20 protein-coding genes are annotated in these 19,621 nt (G+C 59.5%); 17 read left to right on the forward strand and 3 right to left on the reverse strand.

The features are described 5' to 3' along the window. The 8 genes from EJA70_RS30945 to coaA all read left to right on the forward strand — a co-directional run. Positions 1–191: hypothetical protein (locus tag EJA70_RS30945; protein ID WP_218574216.1), on the forward strand; the 191-nt coding region annotated here is incomplete at its 5' end. Between the two features lie 19 nt (positions 192–210). After that, positions 211–804 (forward strand): NADPH-dependent FMN reductase, encoded by a 594-nt coding sequence (gene ssuE, locus EJA70_RS24290; protein WP_008085340.1) that lies wholly within the window; start codon positions 211–213, stop codon positions 802–804. Positions 805–895: 91 nt separating this feature from the next. After that, the gene (locus tag EJA70_RS24295) at positions 896–1,861 is read left to right on the forward strand and encodes a sulfonate ABC transporter substrate-binding protein (protein WP_158834116.1); all 966 of its coding nucleotides are present in this window, start codon (positions 896–898) and stop codon (positions 1,859–1,861) included. A gap of 25 nt (positions 1,862–1,886) precedes the next feature. Then, complete coding sequence (gene ssuD / locus EJA70_RS24300) at positions 1,887–3,035, forward strand: FMNH2-dependent alkanesulfonate monooxygenase (protein WP_008085337.1); 1,149 nt, start codon at positions 1,887–1,889, stop codon at positions 3,033–3,035. 8 nt (positions 3,036–3,043) lie between these two features. Continuing rightward, on the forward strand, positions 3,044–3,826 hold the full coding sequence (ssuC, locus tag EJA70_RS24305; RefSeq protein WP_003229260.1) for an aliphatic sulfonate ABC transporter permease SsuC: 783 nt from the start codon (positions 3,044–3,046) through the stop codon (positions 3,824–3,826). Then, complete coding sequence (gene ssuB / locus EJA70_RS24310; protein WP_158834118.1) at positions 3,823–4,629, forward strand: aliphatic sulfonates ABC transporter ATP-binding protein; 807 nt, start codon at positions 3,823–3,825, stop codon at positions 4,627–4,629. The genes ssuC and ssuB overlap by 4 nt, the downstream gene beginning before the upstream one ends. A 106-nt stretch (positions 4,630–4,735) precedes the next feature. After that, entirely contained in the window at positions 4,736–4,951 is a 216-nt protein-coding gene (locus EJA70_RS24315) for a molybdopterin-binding protein (RefSeq protein WP_003229256.1), read from the forward strand. Positions 4,952–5,102: 151 nt separating this feature from the next. Further along, positions 5,103–6,056 carry a type I pantothenate kinase gene (gene coaA, locus EJA70_RS24320; RefSeq protein ID WP_158834120.1) on the forward strand — a complete coding sequence of 318 codons (954 nt, stop codon included), beginning with the start codon at positions 5,103–5,105 and terminating at the stop codon, positions 6,054–6,056. A gap of 3 nt (positions 6,057–6,059) precedes the next feature. Here the strand turns inward: coaA and EJA70_RS24325 are convergent, their stop codons facing one another. Together EJA70_RS24325 and EJA70_RS24330 are read right to left on the reverse strand one after the other, a co-directional pair. Next, complete coding sequence (locus tag EJA70_RS24325) at positions 6,060–6,698, reverse strand: TetR/AcrR family transcriptional regulator (protein ID WP_158834122.1); 639 nt, start codon at positions 6,696–6,698, stop codon at positions 6,060–6,062. 287 nt (positions 6,699–6,985) lie between these two features. After that, on the reverse strand, positions 6,986–8,362 hold the full coding sequence (locus tag EJA70_RS24330; protein ID WP_007913842.1) for a glutamine synthetase family protein: 1,377 nt from the start codon (positions 8,360–8,362) through the stop codon (positions 6,986–6,988). Positions 8,363–8,640: 278 nt separating this feature from the next. Between EJA70_RS24330 and EJA70_RS24335 the strand changes: the two genes are divergently transcribed. The 8 genes from EJA70_RS24335 to EJA70_RS24370 all read left to right on the forward strand — a co-directional run bounded on the left by EJA70_RS24335 (position 8,641) and on the right by EJA70_RS24370 (position 17,457). Then, positions 8,641–8,997, forward strand: a complete 357-nt coding sequence (locus EJA70_RS24335; protein WP_158834124.1) for a glutamine amidotransferase — start codon at positions 8,641–8,643, stop codon at positions 8,995–8,997. A 96-nt stretch (positions 8,998–9,093) separates the two neighbouring features. After that, entirely contained in the window at positions 9,094–10,452 is a 1,359-nt protein-coding gene (locus tag EJA70_RS24340; protein ID WP_158834127.1) for a glutamine synthetase family protein, read from the forward strand. 56 nt (positions 10,453–10,508) lie between these two features. After that, on the forward strand, positions 10,509–11,873 hold the full coding sequence (locus EJA70_RS24345; RefSeq protein ID WP_122660204.1) for an aspartate aminotransferase family protein: 1,365 nt from the start codon (positions 10,509–10,511) through the stop codon (positions 11,871–11,873). A 172-nt stretch (positions 11,874–12,045) separates the two neighbouring features. Then, positions 12,046–13,158 (forward strand): polyamine ABC transporter substrate-binding protein, encoded by a 1,113-nt coding sequence (locus EJA70_RS24350; RefSeq protein ID WP_008085325.1) that lies wholly within the window; start codon positions 12,046–12,048, stop codon positions 13,156–13,158. A gap of 188 nt (positions 13,159–13,346) precedes the next feature. Then, positions 13,347–14,444, forward strand: a complete 1,098-nt coding sequence (locus EJA70_RS24355) for a polyamine ABC transporter substrate-binding protein (protein ID WP_064116329.1) — start codon at positions 13,347–13,349, stop codon at positions 14,442–14,444. Between the two features lie 66 nt (positions 14,445–14,510). Next, positions 14,511–15,653, forward strand: coding sequence for an ABC transporter ATP-binding protein (locus tag EJA70_RS24360; protein WP_008085321.1), 1,143 nt, complete (start codon positions 14,511–14,513; stop codon positions 15,651–15,653). 35 nt (positions 15,654–15,688) lie between these two features. Next, entirely contained in the window at positions 15,689–16,570 is an 882-nt protein-coding gene (locus EJA70_RS24365) for an ABC transporter permease subunit (protein WP_178116979.1), read from the forward strand. Further along, positions 16,567–17,457 (forward strand): ABC transporter permease subunit, encoded by an 891-nt coding sequence (locus tag EJA70_RS24370; RefSeq protein WP_007913861.1) that lies wholly within the window; start codon positions 16,567–16,569, stop codon positions 17,455–17,457. The genes EJA70_RS24365 and EJA70_RS24370 overlap by 4 nt, the downstream gene beginning before the upstream one ends. Positions 17,458–17,633: 176 nt before the next feature. Here the strand turns inward: EJA70_RS24370 and EJA70_RS24375 are convergent, their stop codons facing one another. Then, the gene (locus tag EJA70_RS24375; RefSeq protein WP_158834131.1) at positions 17,634–18,275 is read right to left on the reverse strand and encodes an HD domain-containing protein; all 642 of its coding nucleotides are present in this window, start codon (positions 18,273–18,275) and stop codon (positions 17,634–17,636) included. A 308-nt stretch (positions 18,276–18,583) separates the two neighbouring features. On the opposite strand from EJA70_RS24375, the gene EJA70_RS24380 reads away from it, so the two are divergent. After that, positions 18,584–19,549, forward strand: coding sequence for a GlxA family transcriptional regulator (locus tag EJA70_RS24380; protein WP_158834133.1), 966 nt, complete (start codon positions 18,584–18,586; stop codon positions 19,547–19,549). Positions 19,550–19,621 lie beyond the last annotated feature (72 nt).

The following is a 19,621-nucleotide window of genomic DNA, read 5'->3' on the forward strand; positions in this document are numbered from 1 at the left end:
ATCTTTTCGAGGCATCCACAAAGCAGGGGATTTCAGGCCGTTTCGACGGCCTTTTTTTTCGCCCGAAACAAAGCAATCCGCATATCTCCAAAACGCATAACCAAATGAATAAATATGATTTATGGATATATAAATCAGCTGGTAAGGTCACTCCCATCGAAGCGAGATCGCAACCCGCGAATCGCCTGTAACGCTTAAGGAATCGTCTCAATGCTGGTTGTCTCACTCGGTGGCAGTCCCAGCCTGCGCTCCCGTTCCGGGGTGCTGCTGGAGCGCTCGCAACGTTGGTTGCAGCAGCAAGGCGTGGAAGTGGTGAGTTATCAGATTCGGGATTTCCCGGCAGAAGATTTGCTCCACGCCCGCTTCGACAGTCCGAAGGTGCTCGACCTGCTGCAACAGATTGAAAACGCCGACGGCCTGTTGATCGCCACACCGGTTTACAAAGCTTCATTCTCTGGCGCGTTGAAGACGCTGCTGGATCTGCTCCCAGAGCGTGCCTTGAACCACAAGATTGTTTTGCCGATGGCCACCGGCGGCAGCATCGCCCACATGCTGGTGGTCGATTACGCCCTCAAGCCTGTGTTGTCGGCGCTGAAAGCCCAGGAAATGCTCCAGGGGATTTTCGCCGAGGACAGCCAGATCGCTTACGGCGAAGGCAGTGCCGCCGCGCAACTGGCACCGGCGCTGGAGCAGCGTCTGCATGAAGCGCTGGATCAGTTTGTCGGCGCCATGGCCCGCCGCCCGAAACCGCTGGAACCGGGCCTGTTGAACGAACGTTTGTTGAGTGCTCGCTGGAGCATTTAAGCCACACCCGAACTTGATGTAACTCACCTTACTCAGCCGCTAACGGCCAAGCAGGTGCAGCCAAAACCCAACAGCAAAAAAGGAGAGCGCTATGCGCACTGTATTTTTGCGTCGTGGTCTGGTCGCTCTGTTTGCTGCGGCTGTCACCTTCGGCGCCATCACTCAAGCTCAAGCCGAGACACTTCGGATCGGTTACCAGAAGTACGGCACGCTGGTGCTGCTCAAAGCCAAAGGCACGTTGGAAAAACGCCTGGCCGCCCAAGGCGTCGACGTGCAATGGACTGAATTCCCCGGCGGCCCGCAGCTGCTGGAAGGCCTGAACGTCGGCTCGATCGACTTCGGTGTCACTGGCGAAACTCCACCGGTGTTCGCTCAGGCTGCTGGCGCTGATCTGCTCTACGTTGCCTACGAACCGCCAGCGCCCAACAGCGAAGCGATCCTTGTGCCGAAAGACTCGCCGATCAAATCGGTGGCCGATCTCAAGGGCAAGAAAGTCGTGCTGAACAAAGGCTCCAACGTCCACTACCTGCTGGTGCGTGCGCTGGAAGATGCCGGTCTCAAGTACACCGACATTCAAACCGTATTCCTGCCGCCAGCCGATGCTCGCGCCGCGTTCGAACGTGGCAGCGTCGATGCCTGGGTCATCTGGGATCCGTACCAGGCCGCCGCCGAGAAACAACTGCAAGCGCACACCCTGCGTGACGGCAAAGGCATCGTCGACAACCACCAGTTCTATCTCGCCACCAAGCCTTACGCACAGAAAAATCCTGAGGTGATCAAAGCCCTCGTTGAGGAAGTGCGTGCCGTCGGCGAATGGTCGAAAGCCAACCCTGAAGACGTGACCCAGCAAGTCGCGCCACTGCTCGGCCTGCCGGCAGACATCACTCTGACCTCGGTAAAACGCCAGGGCTACGGCGCGCTGTTCCTGACCCCGGAAGTGGTCGCCGCACAGCAGAAAATCGCTGACACGTTCTTCCAGCTCAAGCTGATTCCGAAGCCGCTGAGCATCAAGGATGTGATCTGGACACCACCGGCCGCTGTGGCCAAAGCGCTGTAATTCGAATCCCCAAGGAGACCACTCCATGAGCCTCAATATCTTCTGGTTCCTGCCTACCCACGGTGACGGCCATTACCTTGGCACCGCCGAAGGCGCTCGCGCCGTTGACCACGGTTATTTGCAACAGGTCGCGCAAGCGGCGGATCGTCTGGGTTTCGGCGGTGTGCTGATCCCCACTGGCCGCTCCTGCGAAGACTCGTGGCTGGTGGCGGCATCGCTGATCCCGGTGACCCAGCGTCTGAAATTCCTCGTTGCCCTGCGCCCCGGGATCATTTCCCCGACGGTCGCGGCGCGGCAGGCAGCCACGCTGGATCGTCTGTCCGGCGGCCGTGCGCTGTTCAACCTGGTGACTGGCGGTGATCCGGAAGAGTTGGCCGGCGACGGTCTGTTCCTCAGCCACGAAGAACGCTATCAAGCCTCGGTGGAATTCACCCGCATCTGGCGCCGAGTGCTGGAAGGCGAAACCGTTGATTACGACGGCGAGCACATCAGCGTGAAAGGCGCGAAATTGCTCTATCCGCCGATCCAGCAACCGCGTCCGCCGTTGTACTTCGGTGGCTCGTCGGAAGCGGCGCAAGACTTGGCCGCTGAACAAGTGGAAATGGTCCTGACCTGGGGCGAGCCACCGGCAGCGGTGGCCGAGAAGATCGCCCAAGTCCGCGCCAAAGCCGCCAAGCTTGGCCGCACCGTGCGCTTCGGTATTCGACTGCACGTGATTGTCCGAGAAACCAACGCTGAAGCGTGGCAAGCGGCGGATCGTTTGATCTCGCATCTGGACGACGACACCATCGCTCGTGCTCAAGCATCGCTGGCGCGTTTCGATTCGGTTGGCCAGCAACGCATGGCCGCCCTGCACGGTGGCAGCCGCGACAACCTCGAAGTCAGCCCGAACCTGTGGGCCGGTGTTGGCCTGGTGCGCGGCGGTGCCGGTACGGCGCTGGTTGGCGATGGCCCGACTGTGGCTGCACGCGTGAAGGAATACGCCGATCTGGGCATCGACACCTTTATCTTCTCCGGTTATCCACACCTTGAAGAGTCGTATCGCGTCGCTGAACTGCTGTTCCCGCACCTCGACATCGAGCGTCCGGAACTGCCGAAAAGCGCAGGTTACGTCAGCCCGTTCGGCGAAATGGTCGCCAACGACATTCTTCCCAAAGCCGCGTCGCAGAGCTGAGGCGCGCCATGAAGAAAATCATCCACAGCCTCGCGCCCTGGGCGTTGCCGGTATTGCTGCTGGCGGTGTGGCAGTTGTCGGTGTCGGCGGGCTGGTTGTCGACGCGGATTCTGCCGGCACCGGTGGCGGTGATCGAAGCCGGCGTGAGCCTGGTGCGCAGCGGCGAAATCTGGACGCACCTGGCGATCAGTGGCTGGCGCGCGGCGCTCGGTTTCACCATCGGCGGCAGTATCGGTCTGGTCTTGGGCTTTATCACTGGCCTGTCGAAATGGGGCGAACGCCTGCTCGACAGTTCGGTGCAGATGATCCGCAACGTGCCGCACCTGGCGCTGATTCCGCTGGTGATCCTGTGGTTCGGCATTGACGAGTCAGCGAAGATTTTTCTGGTGGCGCTGGGCACGTTGTTCCCGATCTACCTCAACACTTATCACGGCATCCGCAATGTCGACCCGGCGCTGGTGGAAATGGCGCGCAGTTACGGCTTGAGCGGTTTCAGCCTGTTCTGGCAGGTGATTCTGCCGGGCGCGCTGCCTTCGATTCTGGTCGGCGTGCGCTTCGCCCTGGGCTTTATGTGGCTGACGTTGATCGTCGCCGAAACTATCTCCGCCAGCTCCGGCATCGGCTATCTGGCGATGAATGCCCGCGAGTTCTTGCAGACCGACGTGGTGGTGCTGGCGATCCTGCTTTACGCCGTGCTCGGCAAACTGGCCGACCTTGCGGCGCGTGGACTTGAGCGTGTGTGGTTGCGCTGGCATCCGGCGTATCAAGTTGCCAAAGGAGGTGCGGCATGACCGCTCAACAACCTCCACGCCTGCTACGCGGGATTCCGCTGGCGGTGCGCAACCTGCAGAAAACCTTCGGCGCGCGGCAGGTGCTGCGTGACATCGATCTGCACATTCCGGCGGGGCAATTCGTCGCTGTGGTCGGGCGCAGTGGCTGCGGCAAAAGTACTTTGCTGCGCTTGCTCGCCGGCCTCGATCAACCAACGGGCGGTGACTTGCTGGCCGGCTCTGCGCCGCTGAGCGATGCGCGGGAAGACACCCGATTGATGTTCCAGGAAGCGCGTCTGCTGCCATGGAAAAAGGTCATCGACAACGTCGGCCTCGGCCTTAAAGGCAACTGGCGCCCGAAGGCTCTCGAAGCACTGGACGCGGTGGGTCTGGCGGATCGTGCCAATGAGTGGCCGGCAGCGTTGTCCGGTGGACAAAAGCAGCGCGTTGCGCTGGCCCGTGCGCTGATCCATCAACCGCGCCTGCTGTTGCTCGACGAACCGCTCGGCGCACTCGACGCGCTGACCCGCATTGAAATGCAGCAACTGATCGAACGTCTCTGGCAGCAACACGGCTTTACGGTGCTGCTGGTGACCCACGACGTCAGCGAAGCGGTGGCGATTGCCGACCGGGTGATTCTGATCGAGGACGGCGAAGTCGGTCTCGACCTGCATGTCGAACTGCCGCGCCCACGGGTACGTGGTTCGCATCGCCTGGCGGCGCTGGAAACCGAAGTGCTCAACCGAGTTTTGTCCCTGCCTGGCGAACCGCCGGAGCCGGAACCTGTTTCACCCCTGCCTACGCAACTGCGTTGGGCGCAATGAAGCAGCTGCGAGCTTCAAGCTACAAGCTGCAAGTAGAAGCGCTGTGCTTTTGCTTGCCGCTTGAAGCTTGCCACTTGCCGCTTATTTCGACATCAGGAGAAATATCATGACTATCAAAGCCATCAACGTCCGTAACCAGTTCAAAGGCTCGATCAAGGAAATCGTCCTTGGCGACGTGCTGTCGGAAATCGACGTGCAAACCGCTTCGGGCATCGTCACTTCGGTGATCACCACCCGTTCGGTCAAGGAGCTGGAGTTGGTAGTGGGCAGCGAAGTGATCGCCTTTGTGAAATCCACCGAGGTGTCGATCGCCAAGTTGTAATCGATGGGCAACACGCGCCCCGGACGGCTTGAGCCCTCCGGGGTTTTTCATTTGTGCGGCAAAAATGCGATTGAGGGTGAAAAGCGTGGTTTGGAGGCCCTGAACATATCTGCTATGTTCCGGCTTTTGCCAAGGCACAGACAGGAAGATTATGACCACCCAGCAGGATGCCGCAGGGCATTCGCCCGCTCACCGCGAGTACCGGGAATTCACTCGCGAGCAATGGTCTGCCTTGCGGGAAGAGGCGGCGCAGAGCCTTTCGTCGGCACAAATGAATGCGCTGATCAGCCCTACGCAGCCCATCAGCCGCGACGAAGTGGAAGAAATATTGCTGCCGCTGTCGCGCCTTTTGCGTCTTTACGCCGAGTCCGCCCAGTCGGCGGCCGTGGTGCACAGTGCTTTTCTCGGCGAACCGACGCGCAAGCCACCGTATGTGATTGGCATCTCGGGCAGTGTCGCGGTAGGCAAGAGCAGCTTCGCCAGGGTTTTGTCGGCCTTGCTGGCGTCCTTGCCAGGCTCGCCGGATGTGCAGTTGGTGACCACCGACTCCTTCCTGTTTCCGCTGGCGACACTCGAACAGAACAACCTGTTGCACCGCAAAGGTTTCCCCGAATCTTACGACCGGGCACTGCTTCTCGACTTCCTGCACGACGTGCGCAACGAAGGCAAACCGGTGCAGATCCCGGTCTACTCGCACGTTCGGTACGACATTCTTGCCGACGAGACGCAGACGGTGCAGACCCCCGATATCATCGTTCTGGAAGGGCTCAATGTCCTCCAGGAGGACAAACACGACAGTCTCAACGTCCGTGACTTCGTCGACTTCTCGATCTATGTCGACGCCGCTGATGAGGACATCAAGCGCTGGTACCTCGAGCGGTTTGTCTATCTGAAGAACACTGCGTTCCAGTCTGGCGAGTCGTACTTCAACAAGTACAAGACGCTGTCGGACGATGAAGCGCTGGCCATGGCCTCGGCCACCTGGGACCGGGTCAATCTGAAGAATCTCGTTGAAAACATCCTGCCCACCCGTGACCGGGCGAGCCTGATCCTCAACAAGTCGGCGGACCATTCCATCGACAAGATTCTGCTGCGGGCGATTTGAACGTCAGTCGCTGACAGGCCGCTTGGGCAGGTATGTCGGCAGGTACAGGCCGATGTAGGCATCGAACACGCGCATGCCTTCTTCGGCCATGCGCGGGGTGATCTGCCCGTGTTGCTGCACCGAGCGTGCGTAGACACGGTCGCCCAGCTCCATGGCCAGGGCAAACACGTCGACGTCGCTCGGCAGCCTTGGCAATTCGAAATGATGGTCGAACAGCTTGTGCATCAGGTCGCCGAGTTCGATGTCGTGCTGGCGGTCAGCCTGGGTCACTTCGGTGAGGCCGTGCTGGGCGAGAATCAACTGGCGCGCGGCGGCATCCTCCTCGTAGATCTCCAGCATGCGTTGCTCGACCAGCCGCGACAGATCCCGCCAGTCACGCAAACTTTCATGATCGATCGGTGCCTGCAGGCACGCGCGGAAGGCTGCGTGCACGTCGGCGGTCAGCGCTTCGAGCAACGCCGGCACGCTGGCAAAGAAGTGGTACACGGAGGAGGGCGGGATCTGCGCGCGCTCGGCGACGCTGTAGATCGACAGACTCGCCACACCCTCGGCGGCCAGCAACGTGCGCGCGGCGTCGAGTATCGAATCGATGCGCGCCTGACTGCGGGCACGGGGTTTGCGAACGGGGGCGGGACGCGTCATGAAAGTCTCCTGCGGGGCAGCGGGCATTGTACGAGCCGGTTTCGGTGTTGTCTGCCGGTACCCTGTGGAGAGGGGATTTAGCGAAACGTCGCACCGCCCCGTTCGGCTGCGCAGCAGTCGTAAACCCTGAGAACCGGTTATTCCTGACACACCGAGTGGGATGGGTTTGGGGCTGCTTCGCAACCCAACGGGGATAAATCCCCTCGCCACAGGTTTTGTGTTCGGCCATAAAAAAAAACGCCGTTGGCTGAATCAGCCGACGGCGTTCTTTTTGGCGCTACGACCGCTTAAACGGTATGCAGATACCAGTTGTACTCAAGGTCGGAGATGGAGTGTTCGAACTCCTCCAGCTCGCTTTCCTTGCAGGCGACGAAGATATCGATGTACTTCGGATCGATGTACTTGGCCATCACCTCGCTGTCGTCCAGCTCGCGCAGGGCATCGCGCAAGTTGTTCGGCAGGCTTTGTTCGTTCTGCTCGTAGCTGTTGCCTTCGACTGGCGCGCCCGGTTCGATCTTGTTGGTCAGACCGTGGTGCACGCCGGCCAGGACCGAAGCCATCAGCAGGTACGGGTTGGCGTCGGCGCCGGCTACACGATGCTCGATACGCACGGCATCGGAAGAACCGGTCGGTACGCGAATCGCCACGGTGCGGTTGTCGAGGCCCCAGCACGGCGAGTTCGGCACGTAGAACTGTGCGCCGAAACGACGGTAGGAGTTGACGTTCGGGCAGAGGAAAGCCATCTGCGCGGGCAGGGTCTCGAGCACACCGCCGATCGCGTGACGCAGCGCGGCGTTCTGCTCGGGATCCTCGCTGGCAAAAATGTTTTTGCCTTCTTTATCCAGAATCGAAATGTGCACGTGCAGACCATTACCGGCCTGGCCCGGGTACGGCTTGGCCATGAAGGTGGTGTCCATTTCATGGTCGTAGGCGATGTTCTTGATCAGACGCTTGAGCAGTACCGCGTAGTCGCACGCCTTGATCGGGTCGGCGACGTGGTGCAGGTTCACTTCGAACTGCGCCGGGGCACTTTCCTTGACGATGGCGTCGGCCGGGATGCCTTGCTCTTTCGCGCCTTCCAGAATGTCCTGGAGGCAGTCGACGTATTCGTCGAGGTCGTCGATCAGGTAGACCTGAGTCGAGTGCGGGCGTTTGCCGGAGATCGGCGAGCGTGGCGGCTGTGGACGGCCGTTCACGTTTTCCTGGTCGATCAGGTAGAACTCGAGTTCGAAGGCGGCGCAGATGGTCAGACCCAGCTCGTCAAACTTTGCAACAACTTGACGGAGCACTTCGCGCGGATCGGCGAAGAATGGGTCGCCTTCGAGCTCGTGCATGGTCATCAACAGCTGCGCGGTCGGGCGCTTCTGCCATGGCTCATTGCACAGGGTATCGGGGATCGGATAGCAGATACGATCGGCGTCGCCGATGTCCAGGCCCAGGCCGGTGCTTTCCACCGTAGAACCGTTGATATCCAGAGCAAATAGAGAGGCCGGCAGGTTGATGCCTTTCTCGTAAACCTTGTGGAGGCTGGTGCGTTCGATGCGCTTGCCGCGCACCACACCATTCATATCCGCAATCAGAAGGTCAACGTACAGAACCTCAGGATGTTCCTTAAGGAACGCGTTCGCTTCGTTAAGCTGAACGGCACGCGGGGGTACCGACATGATGCAACACCTTTGTTGTTAAAAATATCAATCATTGATCTTTTCTGGTTTCAGTCAACCCGAACGGCATGCCGAAGTCAAGCAAGGCCTTTTTTGCCCTAAAAAAGCGCCGCAAGGGCATTTATGGGGCACTTTAGGGCAGTTTTTCGTCCTTGGGACGCTTGGCACCCGCAGGCTTGAGCAGGCCGTGTTGTATTTTTTACGGGGGTGTTGTGTAAAAAAATGAACAAGGCTAAGCTCCGATCAAACCCATAACAGCAATAATACCGGGGTGCTTCATGTCTCGCCTGCCGTTAATCGGCATCACCGACTGCTCGCAACAGTCCGGTCTGCATGCTTATCACATCAGTGGCGACAAATCCGTCAAAAGCTCCGCCAGCATGGCGCGCGGCCCGTCGACGGAGGTTTTGTCAGCAGCAGGCAAAACGGCAGCGTCCGATATTCTGGACGTACGACAAGGCATCTCCTTTATGGCGTTCCCTTCCAATATAGATCGCTTTCACTCCCAAAGCCTGTGCCGCTCACCGAGTCGTGCTCATGATTCTGCACGCCTGAACTGTGCACAGGAAATGCAACGCCAGCGTAAAGGGCAGGTAAGCTCCTCTTTCATTGTCTATGCGCGGTGCCTGGCGTAAGCCCGCACTGCGCACAAGCAAGCCCCCTTTAACGCGACGCCGCCGGCGTCAAACTTTGCCTGACACCACGTCAGGAGACTCAGCCCAGAGGCATTTATGAGTAACAACCTCGACCAGCTCACCGATTGGTTGAAAGACCACAAGATCACAGAAGTCGAATGCATGATCGCCGACTTGACCGGTATCACCCGGGGCAAGATTTCGCCGACCAACAAGTTCATCGCCGAAAAAGGCATGCGCCTGCCCGAGAGCGTGCTGTTGCAGACCGTGACCGGCGACTACGTCGAAGACGACATCTATTACGAACTGCTCGACCCGGCCGACATCGACATGATCTGCCGCCCCGACCAAAACGCCGTGTACCTGGTGCCGTGGGCCATCGAGCCGACCGCGCAGGTGATCCACGACACCTACGACAAGCAAGGCAACCCGATCGAGCTGTCGCCGCGCAACGTCCTCAAGAAAGTCCTCAAACTCTATGCCGACAAGGGCTGGCAGCCAATCGTGGCGCCGGAAATGGAGTTCTACCTGACCAAACGCAGCGACGACCCTGACTACCCGTTGCAGCCGCCAATCGGTCGCTCGGGCCGTCCGGAAATCGGTCGTCAGTCGTTCTCCATTGAAGCGGCGAACGAATTCGACCCGCTGTTCGAAGACGTCTACGACTGGTGCGAACTGCAGGAGCTGGATCTCGACACGCTGATCCACGAAGACGGCACGGCGCAGATGGAAATCAACTTCCGTCACGGCGACGCACTGTCGCTGGCCGACCAGATCCTGGTGTTCAAGCGCACCATGCGTGAAGCCGCACTCAAGCACGACGTGGCGGCGACTTTTATGGCCAAGCCAATGACGGGCGAGCCGGGCAGTGCGATGCACTTGCACCAGAGCATCATCGACATCGAGACCGGCAAGAACGTTTTCTCCAATGAAGACGGGACCATGAGCCAGCTGTTCCTGCACCACATCGGTGGTTTGCAGAAACTGATTCCTGAGCTGTTGCCGTTGTTCGCACCGAACGTCAACTCGTTCCGTCGCTTCCTGCCGGACACCTCGGCACCGGTGAACGTCGAGTGGGGCGAAGAGAACCGCACCGTCGGCCTGCGCGTGCCGGATGCCGGCCCGCAGAACCGTCGGGTGGAAAACCGTCTGCCGGGCGCCGACGCCAACCCGTACCTGGCGATTGCCGCGAGCCTGCTCTGTGGTTACATCGGCATGGTCGAGGGTCTCAACCCGAGCGCGCCGGTGGTCGGCCGTGGTTACGAGCGCCGCAACCTGCGCCTGCCGTTGACCATCGAAGACGCGCTGGAGCGTATGGAAAACAGTACCACCGTCGAGAAATACCTCGGCAAGACTTTCATCACAGGCTACGTCGCGGTCAAGCGGGCCGAGCATGAAAACTTCAAGCGCGTGATCAGTTCCTGGGAGCGTGAGTACCTGCTCTTCGCCGTCTGATACGCCGGGCGCGACCCTCAGCGGTCGCGCCTTCACCGATAACAAGGAGAATTGGCATGACCAGCAACAATCCGCAAACCCGCGAGTGGCAAGCACTCAGCAATGATCACCACCTGGCGCCGTTCAGCGACTTTAAACAGCTGAAAGAGAAAGGCCCGCGGATCATCACCAACGCCAAGGGCGTTTACCTGTGGGACAGCGAAGGCAACAAGATCCTCGACGGCATGGCCGGCCTGTGGTGCGTGGCCATCGGTTACGGTCGCGATGAGCTGGCCGATGCGGCCGCCAAACAGATGCGCGAACTGCCGTACTACAACCTGTTCTTCCAGACCGCACACCCGCCGGCACTGGAACTGGCCAAGTCGATTGCCGACGTCGCGCCGGAGGGCATGAACCACGTGTTCTTCACCGGTTCCGGCTCCGAAGGCAACGACACCATGTTGCGTATGGTTCGCCACTATTGGGCGATCAAGGGCCAGCCGAACAAGAAAGTCATCATCAGCCGCAAGAACGGTTATCACGGTTCGACCGTGGCTGGCGCGAGCCTCGGTGGCATGACCTATATGCACGAACAAGGCGACCTGCCGATCCCGGGCATCGTCCACATCGCGCAGCCGTACTGGTTCGCTGAAGGTGGCGACATGTCCCCGGAAGAGTTCGGTATCTGGGCGGCCAATCAGCTGGAAGAAAAGATTCTCGAAGTCGGCGTCGACAACGTCGGTGCCTTTATTGCCGAGCCGATCCAGGGCGCCGGCGGCGTGATCATTCCGCCCGACACCTACTGGCCGCGCATCAAGGAAATCCTCGCCAAGTACGACATCCTGTTCGTCGCGGACGAAGTGATCTGCGGTTTCGGCCGTACCGGTGAGTGGTTCGGTAGCGATTTCTACGACCTCAAACCCGACATGATGACCATCGCCAAAGGCCTGACCTCCGGTTACATCCCGATGGGTGGCCTGATCGTTCGCGACACCGTTGTTGCGGTGCTCAACGAAGGCGGCGATTTCAACCATGGCTTCACCTACTCCGGTCACCCGGTGGCGGCAGCGGTCGGTCTGGAAAACATCCGCATTCTGCGCGATGAAAAAATTATCGAGAACGCGCACAACGAAACGGCACCGTATTTGCAGAAACGTCTGCGGGAACTGAACGATCACCCATTGGTGGGAGAGGTTCGCGGGGTTGGTCTGTTGGGCGCAATCGAGCTGGTGCAGGACAAGGCCACGCGCAAGCGTTACGAAGGCAAGGGTGTCGGCATGATCTGCCGCCAGTTCTGCTTCGACAACGGCCTGATCATGCGCGCTGTGGGCGACACCATGATCATCGCGCCGCCGCTGGTGATCAGCAAAGCCGAGATCGATGAGCTGGTTACAAAGGCACGTAAATGCCTGGACCTGACCCTCAGTGCGTTGCAGGGCTAAGTGCTAGGCTCTGAGCGGGGGAGCCGCGGCGCTCTCGCTCAAAGCTGTCAGAAAGGCTGGTCTTTTCTTGAAAGACCGCCTCGGATCTTGCCAGACTAGCCGCGGTTCCAGTTGTCCGGGTTCGGCCGCTGAACAAAGTGGTTCAAAAAAGAAAAATTTGGAGCATTAACGCATGAAGGCATTAGGCAAAAAGCTCGCTGGCAAGACTCTGCTCGCCATGTCCCTGATGGGAATCATGGCGGCTGCGGCTCAGGCGGACGACAAGGTGTTGCACGTCTACAACTGGTCCGACTACATCGCCCCGGACACCATCAAGAAGTTTGAAGACGAGTCGGGCATCAAAGTCGTCTACGACGTCTTCGACAGCAACGAAACCCTCGAAGCCAAACTGCTCGCAGGCAAGTCCGGCTACGACATTGTCGTGCCGTCGAACAACTTCCTCGCCAAGCAGATCAAGGCCGGTGTCTACCAGAAGCTGGACAAGTCCAAGCTGCCTAACTGGAAGAACCTCAACACTGACTTGCTCAAAGCCGTGTCGGTCAGCGACCCGGGCAACGAGCACGCTTTCCCGTACATGTGGGGCTCGATCGGTATTGGCTTCAACGCCGAGAAGGTCAAGGCTGCTCTGGGCGCCGACGCGCCGGTCGATTCGTGGGATCTGATCTTCAAGCCGGAAAACGCCGCCAAGCTGAAATCCTGCGGCATCAGCCTGCTCGACTCGCCAACCGAGATGATTCCGGTGGCGTTGCACTACCTGGGCCTGCCAACCGACAGCCAGAAGAAAGAAGACATCGACAAGGCTGAAGCGCTGATCATGAAGGTTCGTCCTTCGATCGCCTACTTCCACTCGTCCAAGTACATCTCTGACCTGGCCAACGGCAACATCTGCGTAGCCGTCGGTTACTCGGGTGACATCTACCAGGCCAAGTCCCGCGCGGCTGAAGCCGGTGACAAGGTGAAAGTCAGCTACAACATTCCGAAAGAAGGTGCCGGCAGCTTCTACGACATGGTCGCCATCCCTAAAGATGCCGAAAACGTCGAAGGCGCCTACAAGTTCATGACCTTCCTGCAGAAGCCGGAAATCATGGCGGAAATCACCAACGCCGTACGCTTCCCGAACGGTAACGCCGCTGCAACTCCGCTGGTCGATAAAGACATCACCAGTGACCCGGGCGTTTACCCACCGGCTGACGTGCTGGCCAAGCTGTACGCGATTGCCGACTTGCCGGCCGCGACTCAGCGCATCCTGACCCGCAGCTGGACCAAGATCAAATCGGGTAAATAAGCCGGTTTGCAGCAACAACCGCTGGCCGTCGTCCCCCGCGAAGGCGGCCAGCGGATTAATTAAATGACAGAAAGTTTTGCTGGAACGGTTTTTCGAGGGTAAGTTGCGCGCCGGTTTTGTTGCCGGGCAGCCATGGCTGTCATGCAGCGCGGGGCAACTTGGGCCCAACTAATTTAGAGGACCTCCACTTGCCTATTTTTTCTTCTTTGCGCAAAGCCCTGCTGGCCACTGCCGGCCTGACGATTGCTGTCGGTGCCCAGGCCGCCGGTACGGTGCATATTTATAACTGGTCCGATTACATCGGCGAGACCACCCTGGCGGATTTCCAGAAAGCCACCGGGATCAAGCCGGTCTACGACGTGTTCGATTCCAACGAGACCCTGGAAGGCAAGCTGCTGGCCGGGCGTACCGGTTACGACGTGGTCGTGCCGTCAAACCACTTCCTCGGCAAACAGATCAAGGCGGGCGCGTTCCAGAAGCTCGACCGCTCGCAGCTGCCGAATTATTCCAACCTCGACCCGGCGCTGCTCAAGCGTCTGGAACAGAACGATCCGGGCAACCTGTACGCCGTGCCGTACCTGTGGGGCACCAACGGCATCGGTTACAACGTCGATAAAGTGAAGGCCGTGCTCGGTGTCGACAAGATTGATTCGTGGGGCGTGCTGTTCGAGCCGGAGAACATCAAGAAGCTGCAAAGCTGCGGCGTGGCATTCCTCGATTCGGCGGATGAAATGATGCCGACCGTGCTCAACTACATGGGCCTGAACGCCAACAGCACCAATCCCAAGGACTATGAAAAAGCCACCGCCAAGCTGCTCGCGGTGCGTCCTTACGTGACCTACTTCCACTCCTCGAAATACATCGGCGACCTGGCTAACGGCGACATCTGCGTAGCCATCGGTTTCTCCGGCGATATTTTCCAGGCCAAGCACCGCGCCGAAGAGGCCAAGAAAGGCGTGAACATCGCCTACTCGGTACCGAAAGAGGGCGGCGCGCTGTGGTTCGACATGCTGGCGATTCCGAAGGATTCGTCGAACGTGAAAGAGGCTCATGCCTTCATCAACTATCTGCTGAAACCTGAGGTGATTGCCCAGGTCAGTGATTACGTCGGTTACGCCAACCCTAACCCGGGTTCGGACAAACTGATGGAACAATCCATTCGTACCGATGCGTCGGTGTATCCACCGCAGGCCGTTATCGACAAGGCCTACGTATCGACCGAGTTGCCACCGAACATTCAGCGCCTGATGACCCGCAGCTGGACCAAGGTCAAGTCGGGGATGTAAGGCACACACTATCCTGGGTTCGCCTTGCGGGGCGAACTGCATTGTTTTTTTCTGGGAGTTTCGTAAATGGCAGTTGCCTCCGGCGCCTATAAGAAAGCCCTCGAGGGCGACCAGACACCGAAACAGGTGTTGGTCAAAATCGACCGGGTCACGAAGAAGTTCGACGAGACGATTGCCGTGGACGATGTGTCCCTGGAAATCAAAAAGGGCGAGATCTTCGCTCTGCTCGGCGGTTCGGGATCGGGCAAATCTACCCTGCTGCGGATGCTGGCAGGGTTCGAACGGCCCACGGAGGGGCGCATTTTTCTCGACGGCGTCGACATCACCGACATGCCGCCGTACGAGCGACCGATCAACATGATGTTCCAGTCGTACGCCTTGTTCCCGCACATGACCGTGGCGCAGAACATCGCCTTCGGCCTCAAGCAGGACAAGATTCCGGCGGCTGAAGTCGACGCCCGCGTGGCCGAGATGCTCAAGCTGGTGCAAATGAGCCAGTACGCCAAACGCAAACCGCATCAGCTGTCCGGTGGTCAGCGTCAGCGTGTGGCACTGGCGCGCTCGCTGGCCAAACGGCCGAAGCTGCTGCTGCTCGACGAACCGATGGGCGCACTGGATAAAAAACTGCGTTCGCAAATGCAGCTGGAACTGGTCGAGATCATCGAACGCGTGGGTGTGACCTGCGTAATGGTGACCCACGACCAGGAAGAGGCCATGACCATGGCCGAGCGCATCGCGATCATGCACCTGGGCTGGATCGCCCAGATCGGCAGCCCGATCGACATCTACGAAACCCCGACCAGCCGTTTGGTCTGCGAATTCATCGGCAACGTCAACATCTTCGAAGGCGAAGTGATCGACGACGCCGAAGGCCACGCGACGATCACCTGCAAGGACCTCGACCGGCAGATCTATGTCGGCCACGGCATCAGCACCTCGGTGCAGGACAAGTCGGTCACCTACGCGATCCGTCCGGAGAAACTGCTGGTCACCGCCGACCAACCGACCTGCGAGTACAACTGGTCGAGCGGCAAGGTGCATGACATCGCCTATCTGGGCGGTCACTCGGTGTTCTACGTCGAACTGCCAAGCGGCAAACTGGTGCAATCGTTCGTGGCCAACGCCGAACGCCGTGGCGCACGTCCGACCTGGGGCGATCAGGTTTACGTGTACTGGGAAGACGACAGCGGCGTGGTACTTCGCTCATGAACATGCGCAAATTCAAACGCCGCATCAACCGAATAATCCCCAGTGGCCGGCAGTTGGTCATCGGGGTCCCGTTCATCTGGCTGTTCCTGTTCTTCATGTTGCCGTTCTTCATCGTGCTGAAGATCAGCTTCGCTGAAGCCGATGTAGCGATTCCGCCGTACACCGAGATCTACACCTTCGTTGAGCAGAAGCTGCAACTGCTGCTGAACCTGGGCAACTACGCGATGCTGGCGGGCGACGAGTTGTACATCGCCGCTTACCTCGGCTCGCTGAAGATGGCGCTGATCAGCACCATCCTCTGTCTGGTCATCGGCTACCCGATGGCCTACGCCATCGCCACCGCCCGTAAAGAGATGCAAACGGTGCTGGTGCTGCTGATCATGATGCCGACCTGGACGGCGATCCTGATCCGCGTTTACGCGTGGATGGGCATCCTCAGCAACAACGGCCTGCTCAATGGTTTCCTGATGAGCATGGGGTTTATCGACGAGCCGCTGCAGATCCTCAACACCAACCTTGCGGTGTACATCGGCGTCGTTTACTCGTACCTGCCGTTCATGATCCTGCCGCTGTACGCCAACCTGGTGAAGCACGATCAGAGCTTGCTGGAAGCCGCATCGGACCTCGGTTCGAGCACCTTCAACAGTTTCTGGAAAATTACTATTCCACTGTCCAAGAACGGGATCATTGCCGGCTGCATGCTGGTGTTTATCCCGGTGGTCGGCGAGTTCGTGATCCCGGAACTGCTCGGCGGTCCGGAAACCTTGATGATCGGTAAAGTGCTCTGGCAAGAGTTCTTCAACAACCGTGACTGGCCGGTAGCGTCCGCGCTGGCGGTGGTGATGTTGGCGATCCTGATTGTGCCGATCATTCTGTTCAACCGTAGTCAGGCCAAAGAAATGGAGGGCAAAGAATGAAGCGCATCCGTTTCTCCAGCCTGATGCTGGTCATCGGTCTGTTGTTCATCTACCTGCCGATGCTGATCCTGGTGATCTACTCGTTCAACGCCTCGAAACTGGTAACGGTGTGGGGCGGCTGGTCGATCAAGTGGTACGTCGGCCTGCTCGACAACACCCAGCTGATGGGCTCGGTGCTGCGCTCGCTGGAAATTGCCTGCTACACCGCGGTTGCCGCGGTGGCGCTGGGTACGCTGGCGGCATTCGTGTTGACGCGCATCACCCGCTTCAAGGGTCGCACGCTGTTTGGCGGCCTGGTGACCGCGCCGTTGGTGATGCCGGAAGTAATCACCGGTCTGTCGCTGTTGCTGCTGTTCGTGGCCATGGCGCAGATGATCGGCTGGCCGCAGGAACGTGGCATCGTCACCATCTGGATCGCTCACACCACATTCTGTGCGGCGTATGTGGCGGTGGTGGTGTCGGCGCGTCTGCGGGAGCTGGACCTGTCGATCGAAGAAGCGGCGATGGATCTGGGCGCGCGGCCGTGGAAGGTGTTCTTCCTGATCACCATCCCGATGATCGCGCCATCGCTGGCGGCGGGCGGCATGATGTCGTTCGCGTTGTCGCTGGATGACCTGGTGCTGGCGAGCTTCGTTTCCGGCCCGGGTTCGACGACCCTGCCAATGGAAGTGTTCTCGGCGGTGCGCCTGGGCGTGAAGCCTGAGATCAACGCCGTGGCGAGTCTGATTCTGCTGGCGGTATCGATCGTGACCTTCATGGTCTGGTTCTTCAGCCGACGCGCCGAAGAAGCGCGCAAGAAAGCCATCCAGCAAGCCATCGAAGAAAGCGCTGCCGATTCGTGGAAGCAACCGGACGTACGCCGGGCGCCTTCGCCGGAAGCGGCGTAAGCCATATCGGGTTGGCCTCTACTTTGAGGTCAACCCAATCTGATGTTGGAATGGGCTTTTGTGGTGAGGGGATTTATCCCCGATGGGCTGCGCAGCAGGCCTGTTTTTTTGGGGTCGCTTCGCAACCCAACGGGGATAAATCCCCTCGCCACAGGGGCCAGATTTCAAATCTGGTTTTAGGCAGTCCAGGGAGAATTGCGGATGACTTCGACGAAGTTCATCGGCTTGAACCCCGGCTCCTGATCCTTCAGCACATCGGTCTTCACATTGCCAAATGTGGTCTGCGGACGATGACGCAAGCCATCGGCAAACGCGCAGATGATGCATTCCTTGAAACCTTCCCCACGCGGGTGCGCATGCACCACCGCTTCGCGCTGCACAGTGCTGAACGCCGCGTAATCCATGCCCAGCACGTCCATTTCCACGCCAGCGGTGACCAGCGCCACGGTCGGGCGCAAATGCTTGGGCACGCCCGGCGTGGTGTGCAGGGCAATCGACAGCCACACTTGCTCGATGTCGTCATCGCTCAACCCGTAAGGCTTGAGAAACGCCGCTGCGGCGTTGGCACCGTCGACTTCAAAGCGTTCGTCATCGCTGCGATGACCTTCGATCAGACCGAGGTCGTGGAACATTGCGCCGACATAGAGCAGCTCCGGATCGTAAGCCAGTTGCTGACGCTCACCGCTCAGTGCGCCGAACAAAAATACCCGGCGCGAATGGTGATAGAGCAGGTCGGACTCGATGTCACGGATGTAGTCGGTGGTGGCGCGGGCGAGGGCGCTGTCAGGGATTTTGATGCCGGCAATGGTCGTGCTCATGGGAGGTTTCCTCACTGAAACGCCGTCGTGGCGCTGATGAGTCAAGTCTGTTCGCGGCGCTGAAAGCGAACAATCGCTGCATGGCTGCGATCCTTGCCAATCCACCTGCAAATCGTGCCAACTGCCCTTCACAGGTCGGAATGCCAGCCATTGTGGCGAGGGGATTTATCCCCGATGGGTTGCGCAGCAGCCCCAAAACCATCCAACGCATTCTGTCAGGCAAGTTCCATTGCCTGGTTTTACGACTGCTGCGCAGCCGGTCGGGGATAAATCCCCTCACCACAGATTCATCGGAGGTTTCGAGAGAGATGAACAAAACCGTCGCCATCGTGGTGTTCGCAGGCGTGCAGTCGCTCGACGTCACCGGCCCCATGGATGTGTTCGCCGAAGCCAACCGCTTTCTGGCGCCCGAGGATCACTATCGACTGGAAGTGATCGGTATCGAGCACGAGGCGATGGCTTGTTCCAATGGGCTGGTGCTGAACGCCCATCGCCATTTCAGCGAAGCACTCGACGCCTATGACCTGCTGCTGGTCGCCGGTGGCCCGCAGCTGCCGTTCATGGATTTCGGCAGCGTCTTCGACAGCTGGCTGCGCGAAGCTTGCGCACGGGCCAAGCGCTTCGGCTCGATCTGCAACGGCGCGTTCATGCTGGCGCGCGCAGGGTTGCTGGAAGGGCGCACCGTGACCACGCACTGGAACGATGCCGAGGCGTTGGCGCAGTTATGCCCGTCAACCCACGTCGAAGCCGATCGCCTGTATGTCGAGGACGGCACGCTCTACACCTCGGCCGGGGTCACGGCGGGGATCGATCTGTCGTTGTATCTGCTGGCGCGTGATCACGGTGCTGAAGTGGCCTTGAGTGTGGCCAAGCGACTGGTGGTGTTCACCCAGCGTTCGGGCGGGCAGTCGCAGTTCAGTCCGTTCCTCACACCGCATGCGGAGCCGACATCGGCGGTGGCGATGGTGCAGTTGTACGTGCTGGCCAATCTCACCGGCGATTTGACCATTGCCGATCTGGCCAATGCGGCGAACATGAGTGCGCGCAATTTCTCCCGGGTGTTTGCTCGGGAGGCGAAGGTGACGCCGGCGGAGTTTGTCGAGCAGGCACGGGTGGATGCGGCGCGGGTGATGCTCGAAAGCACCACGGCGCCGTTGAAGACCGTGGCGTATCAGTGCGGGTTTCGCGATGCGCAGCATATGCGCAGCGTGTTCAACCGCCGGCTGGGCGTGACGCCGCAGCAGTTTCGGCTGAATTTTGCGGTGCTGCTCTGAGGTTGTGTGCTGCTCTTCAGGGCCTCATCGCTGGCAAGCCAGCTCCCACAGGTTTCTCTGGAGTTCACATGA

Origin of the sequence: Pseudomonas sp. PB103 (genome assembly GCF_009764635.1) — a bacterium.
In the GTDB taxonomy this organism is placed as follows: Bacteria; Pseudomonadota; Gammaproteobacteria; order Pseudomonadales; family Pseudomonadaceae; genus Aquipseudomonas.

What these genes read in the sequence shown, in the direction of transcription:
- EJA70_RS24360 (WP_008085321.1), top strand. Translation starts at nt 14,511, where the DNA reads ATGGCAGTTGCCTCCGGCGCCTATAAGAAAGCCCTCGAGGGCGACCAG.
- coaA (WP_158834120.1), top strand. Translation starts at nt 5,103, where the DNA reads ATGACCACCCAGCAGGATGCCGCAGGGCATTCGCCCGCTCACCGCGAG.
- EJA70_RS24370 (WP_007913861.1), top strand. Translation starts at nt 16,567, where the DNA reads ATGAAGCGCATCCGTTTCTCCAGCCTGATGCTGGTCATCGGTCTGTTG.
- EJA70_RS24295 (WP_158834116.1), top strand. Translation starts at nt 896, where the DNA reads ATGCGCACTGTATTTTTGCGTCGTGGTCTGGTCGCTCTGTTTGCTGCG.
- EJA70_RS24350 (WP_008085325.1), top strand. Translation starts at nt 12,046, where the DNA reads ATGAAGGCATTAGGCAAAAAGCTCGCTGGCAAGACTCTGCTCGCCATG.
- EJA70_RS24330 (WP_007913842.1), bottom strand. Translation starts at nt 8,362, where the DNA reads ATGTCGGTACCCCCGCGTGCCGTTCAGCTTAACGAAGCGAACGCGTTC.
- EJA70_RS24315 (WP_003229256.1), top strand. Translation starts at nt 4,736, where the DNA reads ATGACTATCAAAGCCATCAACGTCCGTAACCAGTTCAAAGGCTCGATC.
- EJA70_RS24345 (WP_122660204.1), top strand. Translation starts at nt 10,509, where the DNA reads ATGACCAGCAACAATCCGCAAACCCGCGAGTGGCAAGCACTCAGCAAT.
- EJA70_RS24325 (WP_158834122.1), bottom strand. Translation starts at nt 6,698, where the DNA reads ATGACGCGTCCCGCCCCCGTTCGCAAACCCCGTGCCCGCAGTCAGGCG.
- ssuE (WP_008085340.1), top strand. Translation starts at nt 211, where the DNA reads ATGCTGGTTGTCTCACTCGGTGGCAGTCCCAGCCTGCGCTCCCGTTCC.
- EJA70_RS24335 (WP_158834124.1), top strand. Translation starts at nt 8,641, where the DNA reads ATGTCTCGCCTGCCGTTAATCGGCATCACCGACTGCTCGCAACAGTCC.
- EJA70_RS24380 (WP_158834133.1), top strand. Translation starts at nt 18,584, where the DNA reads ATGAACAAAACCGTCGCCATCGTGGTGTTCGCAGGCGTGCAGTCGCTC.
- ssuD (WP_008085337.1), top strand. Translation starts at nt 1,887, where the DNA reads ATGAGCCTCAATATCTTCTGGTTCCTGCCTACCCACGGTGACGGCCAT.
- ssuC (WP_003229260.1), top strand. Translation starts at nt 3,044, where the DNA reads ATGAAGAAAATCATCCACAGCCTCGCGCCCTGGGCGTTGCCGGTATTG.
- EJA70_RS24340 (WP_158834127.1), top strand. Translation starts at nt 9,094, where the DNA reads ATGAGTAACAACCTCGACCAGCTCACCGATTGGTTGAAAGACCACAAG.
- ssuB (WP_158834118.1), top strand. Translation starts at nt 3,823, where the DNA reads ATGACCGCTCAACAACCTCCACGCCTGCTACGCGGGATTCCGCTGGCG.
- EJA70_RS24375 (WP_158834131.1), bottom strand. Translation starts at nt 18,275, where the DNA reads ATGAGCACGACCATTGCCGGCATCAAAATCCCTGACAGCGCCCTCGCC.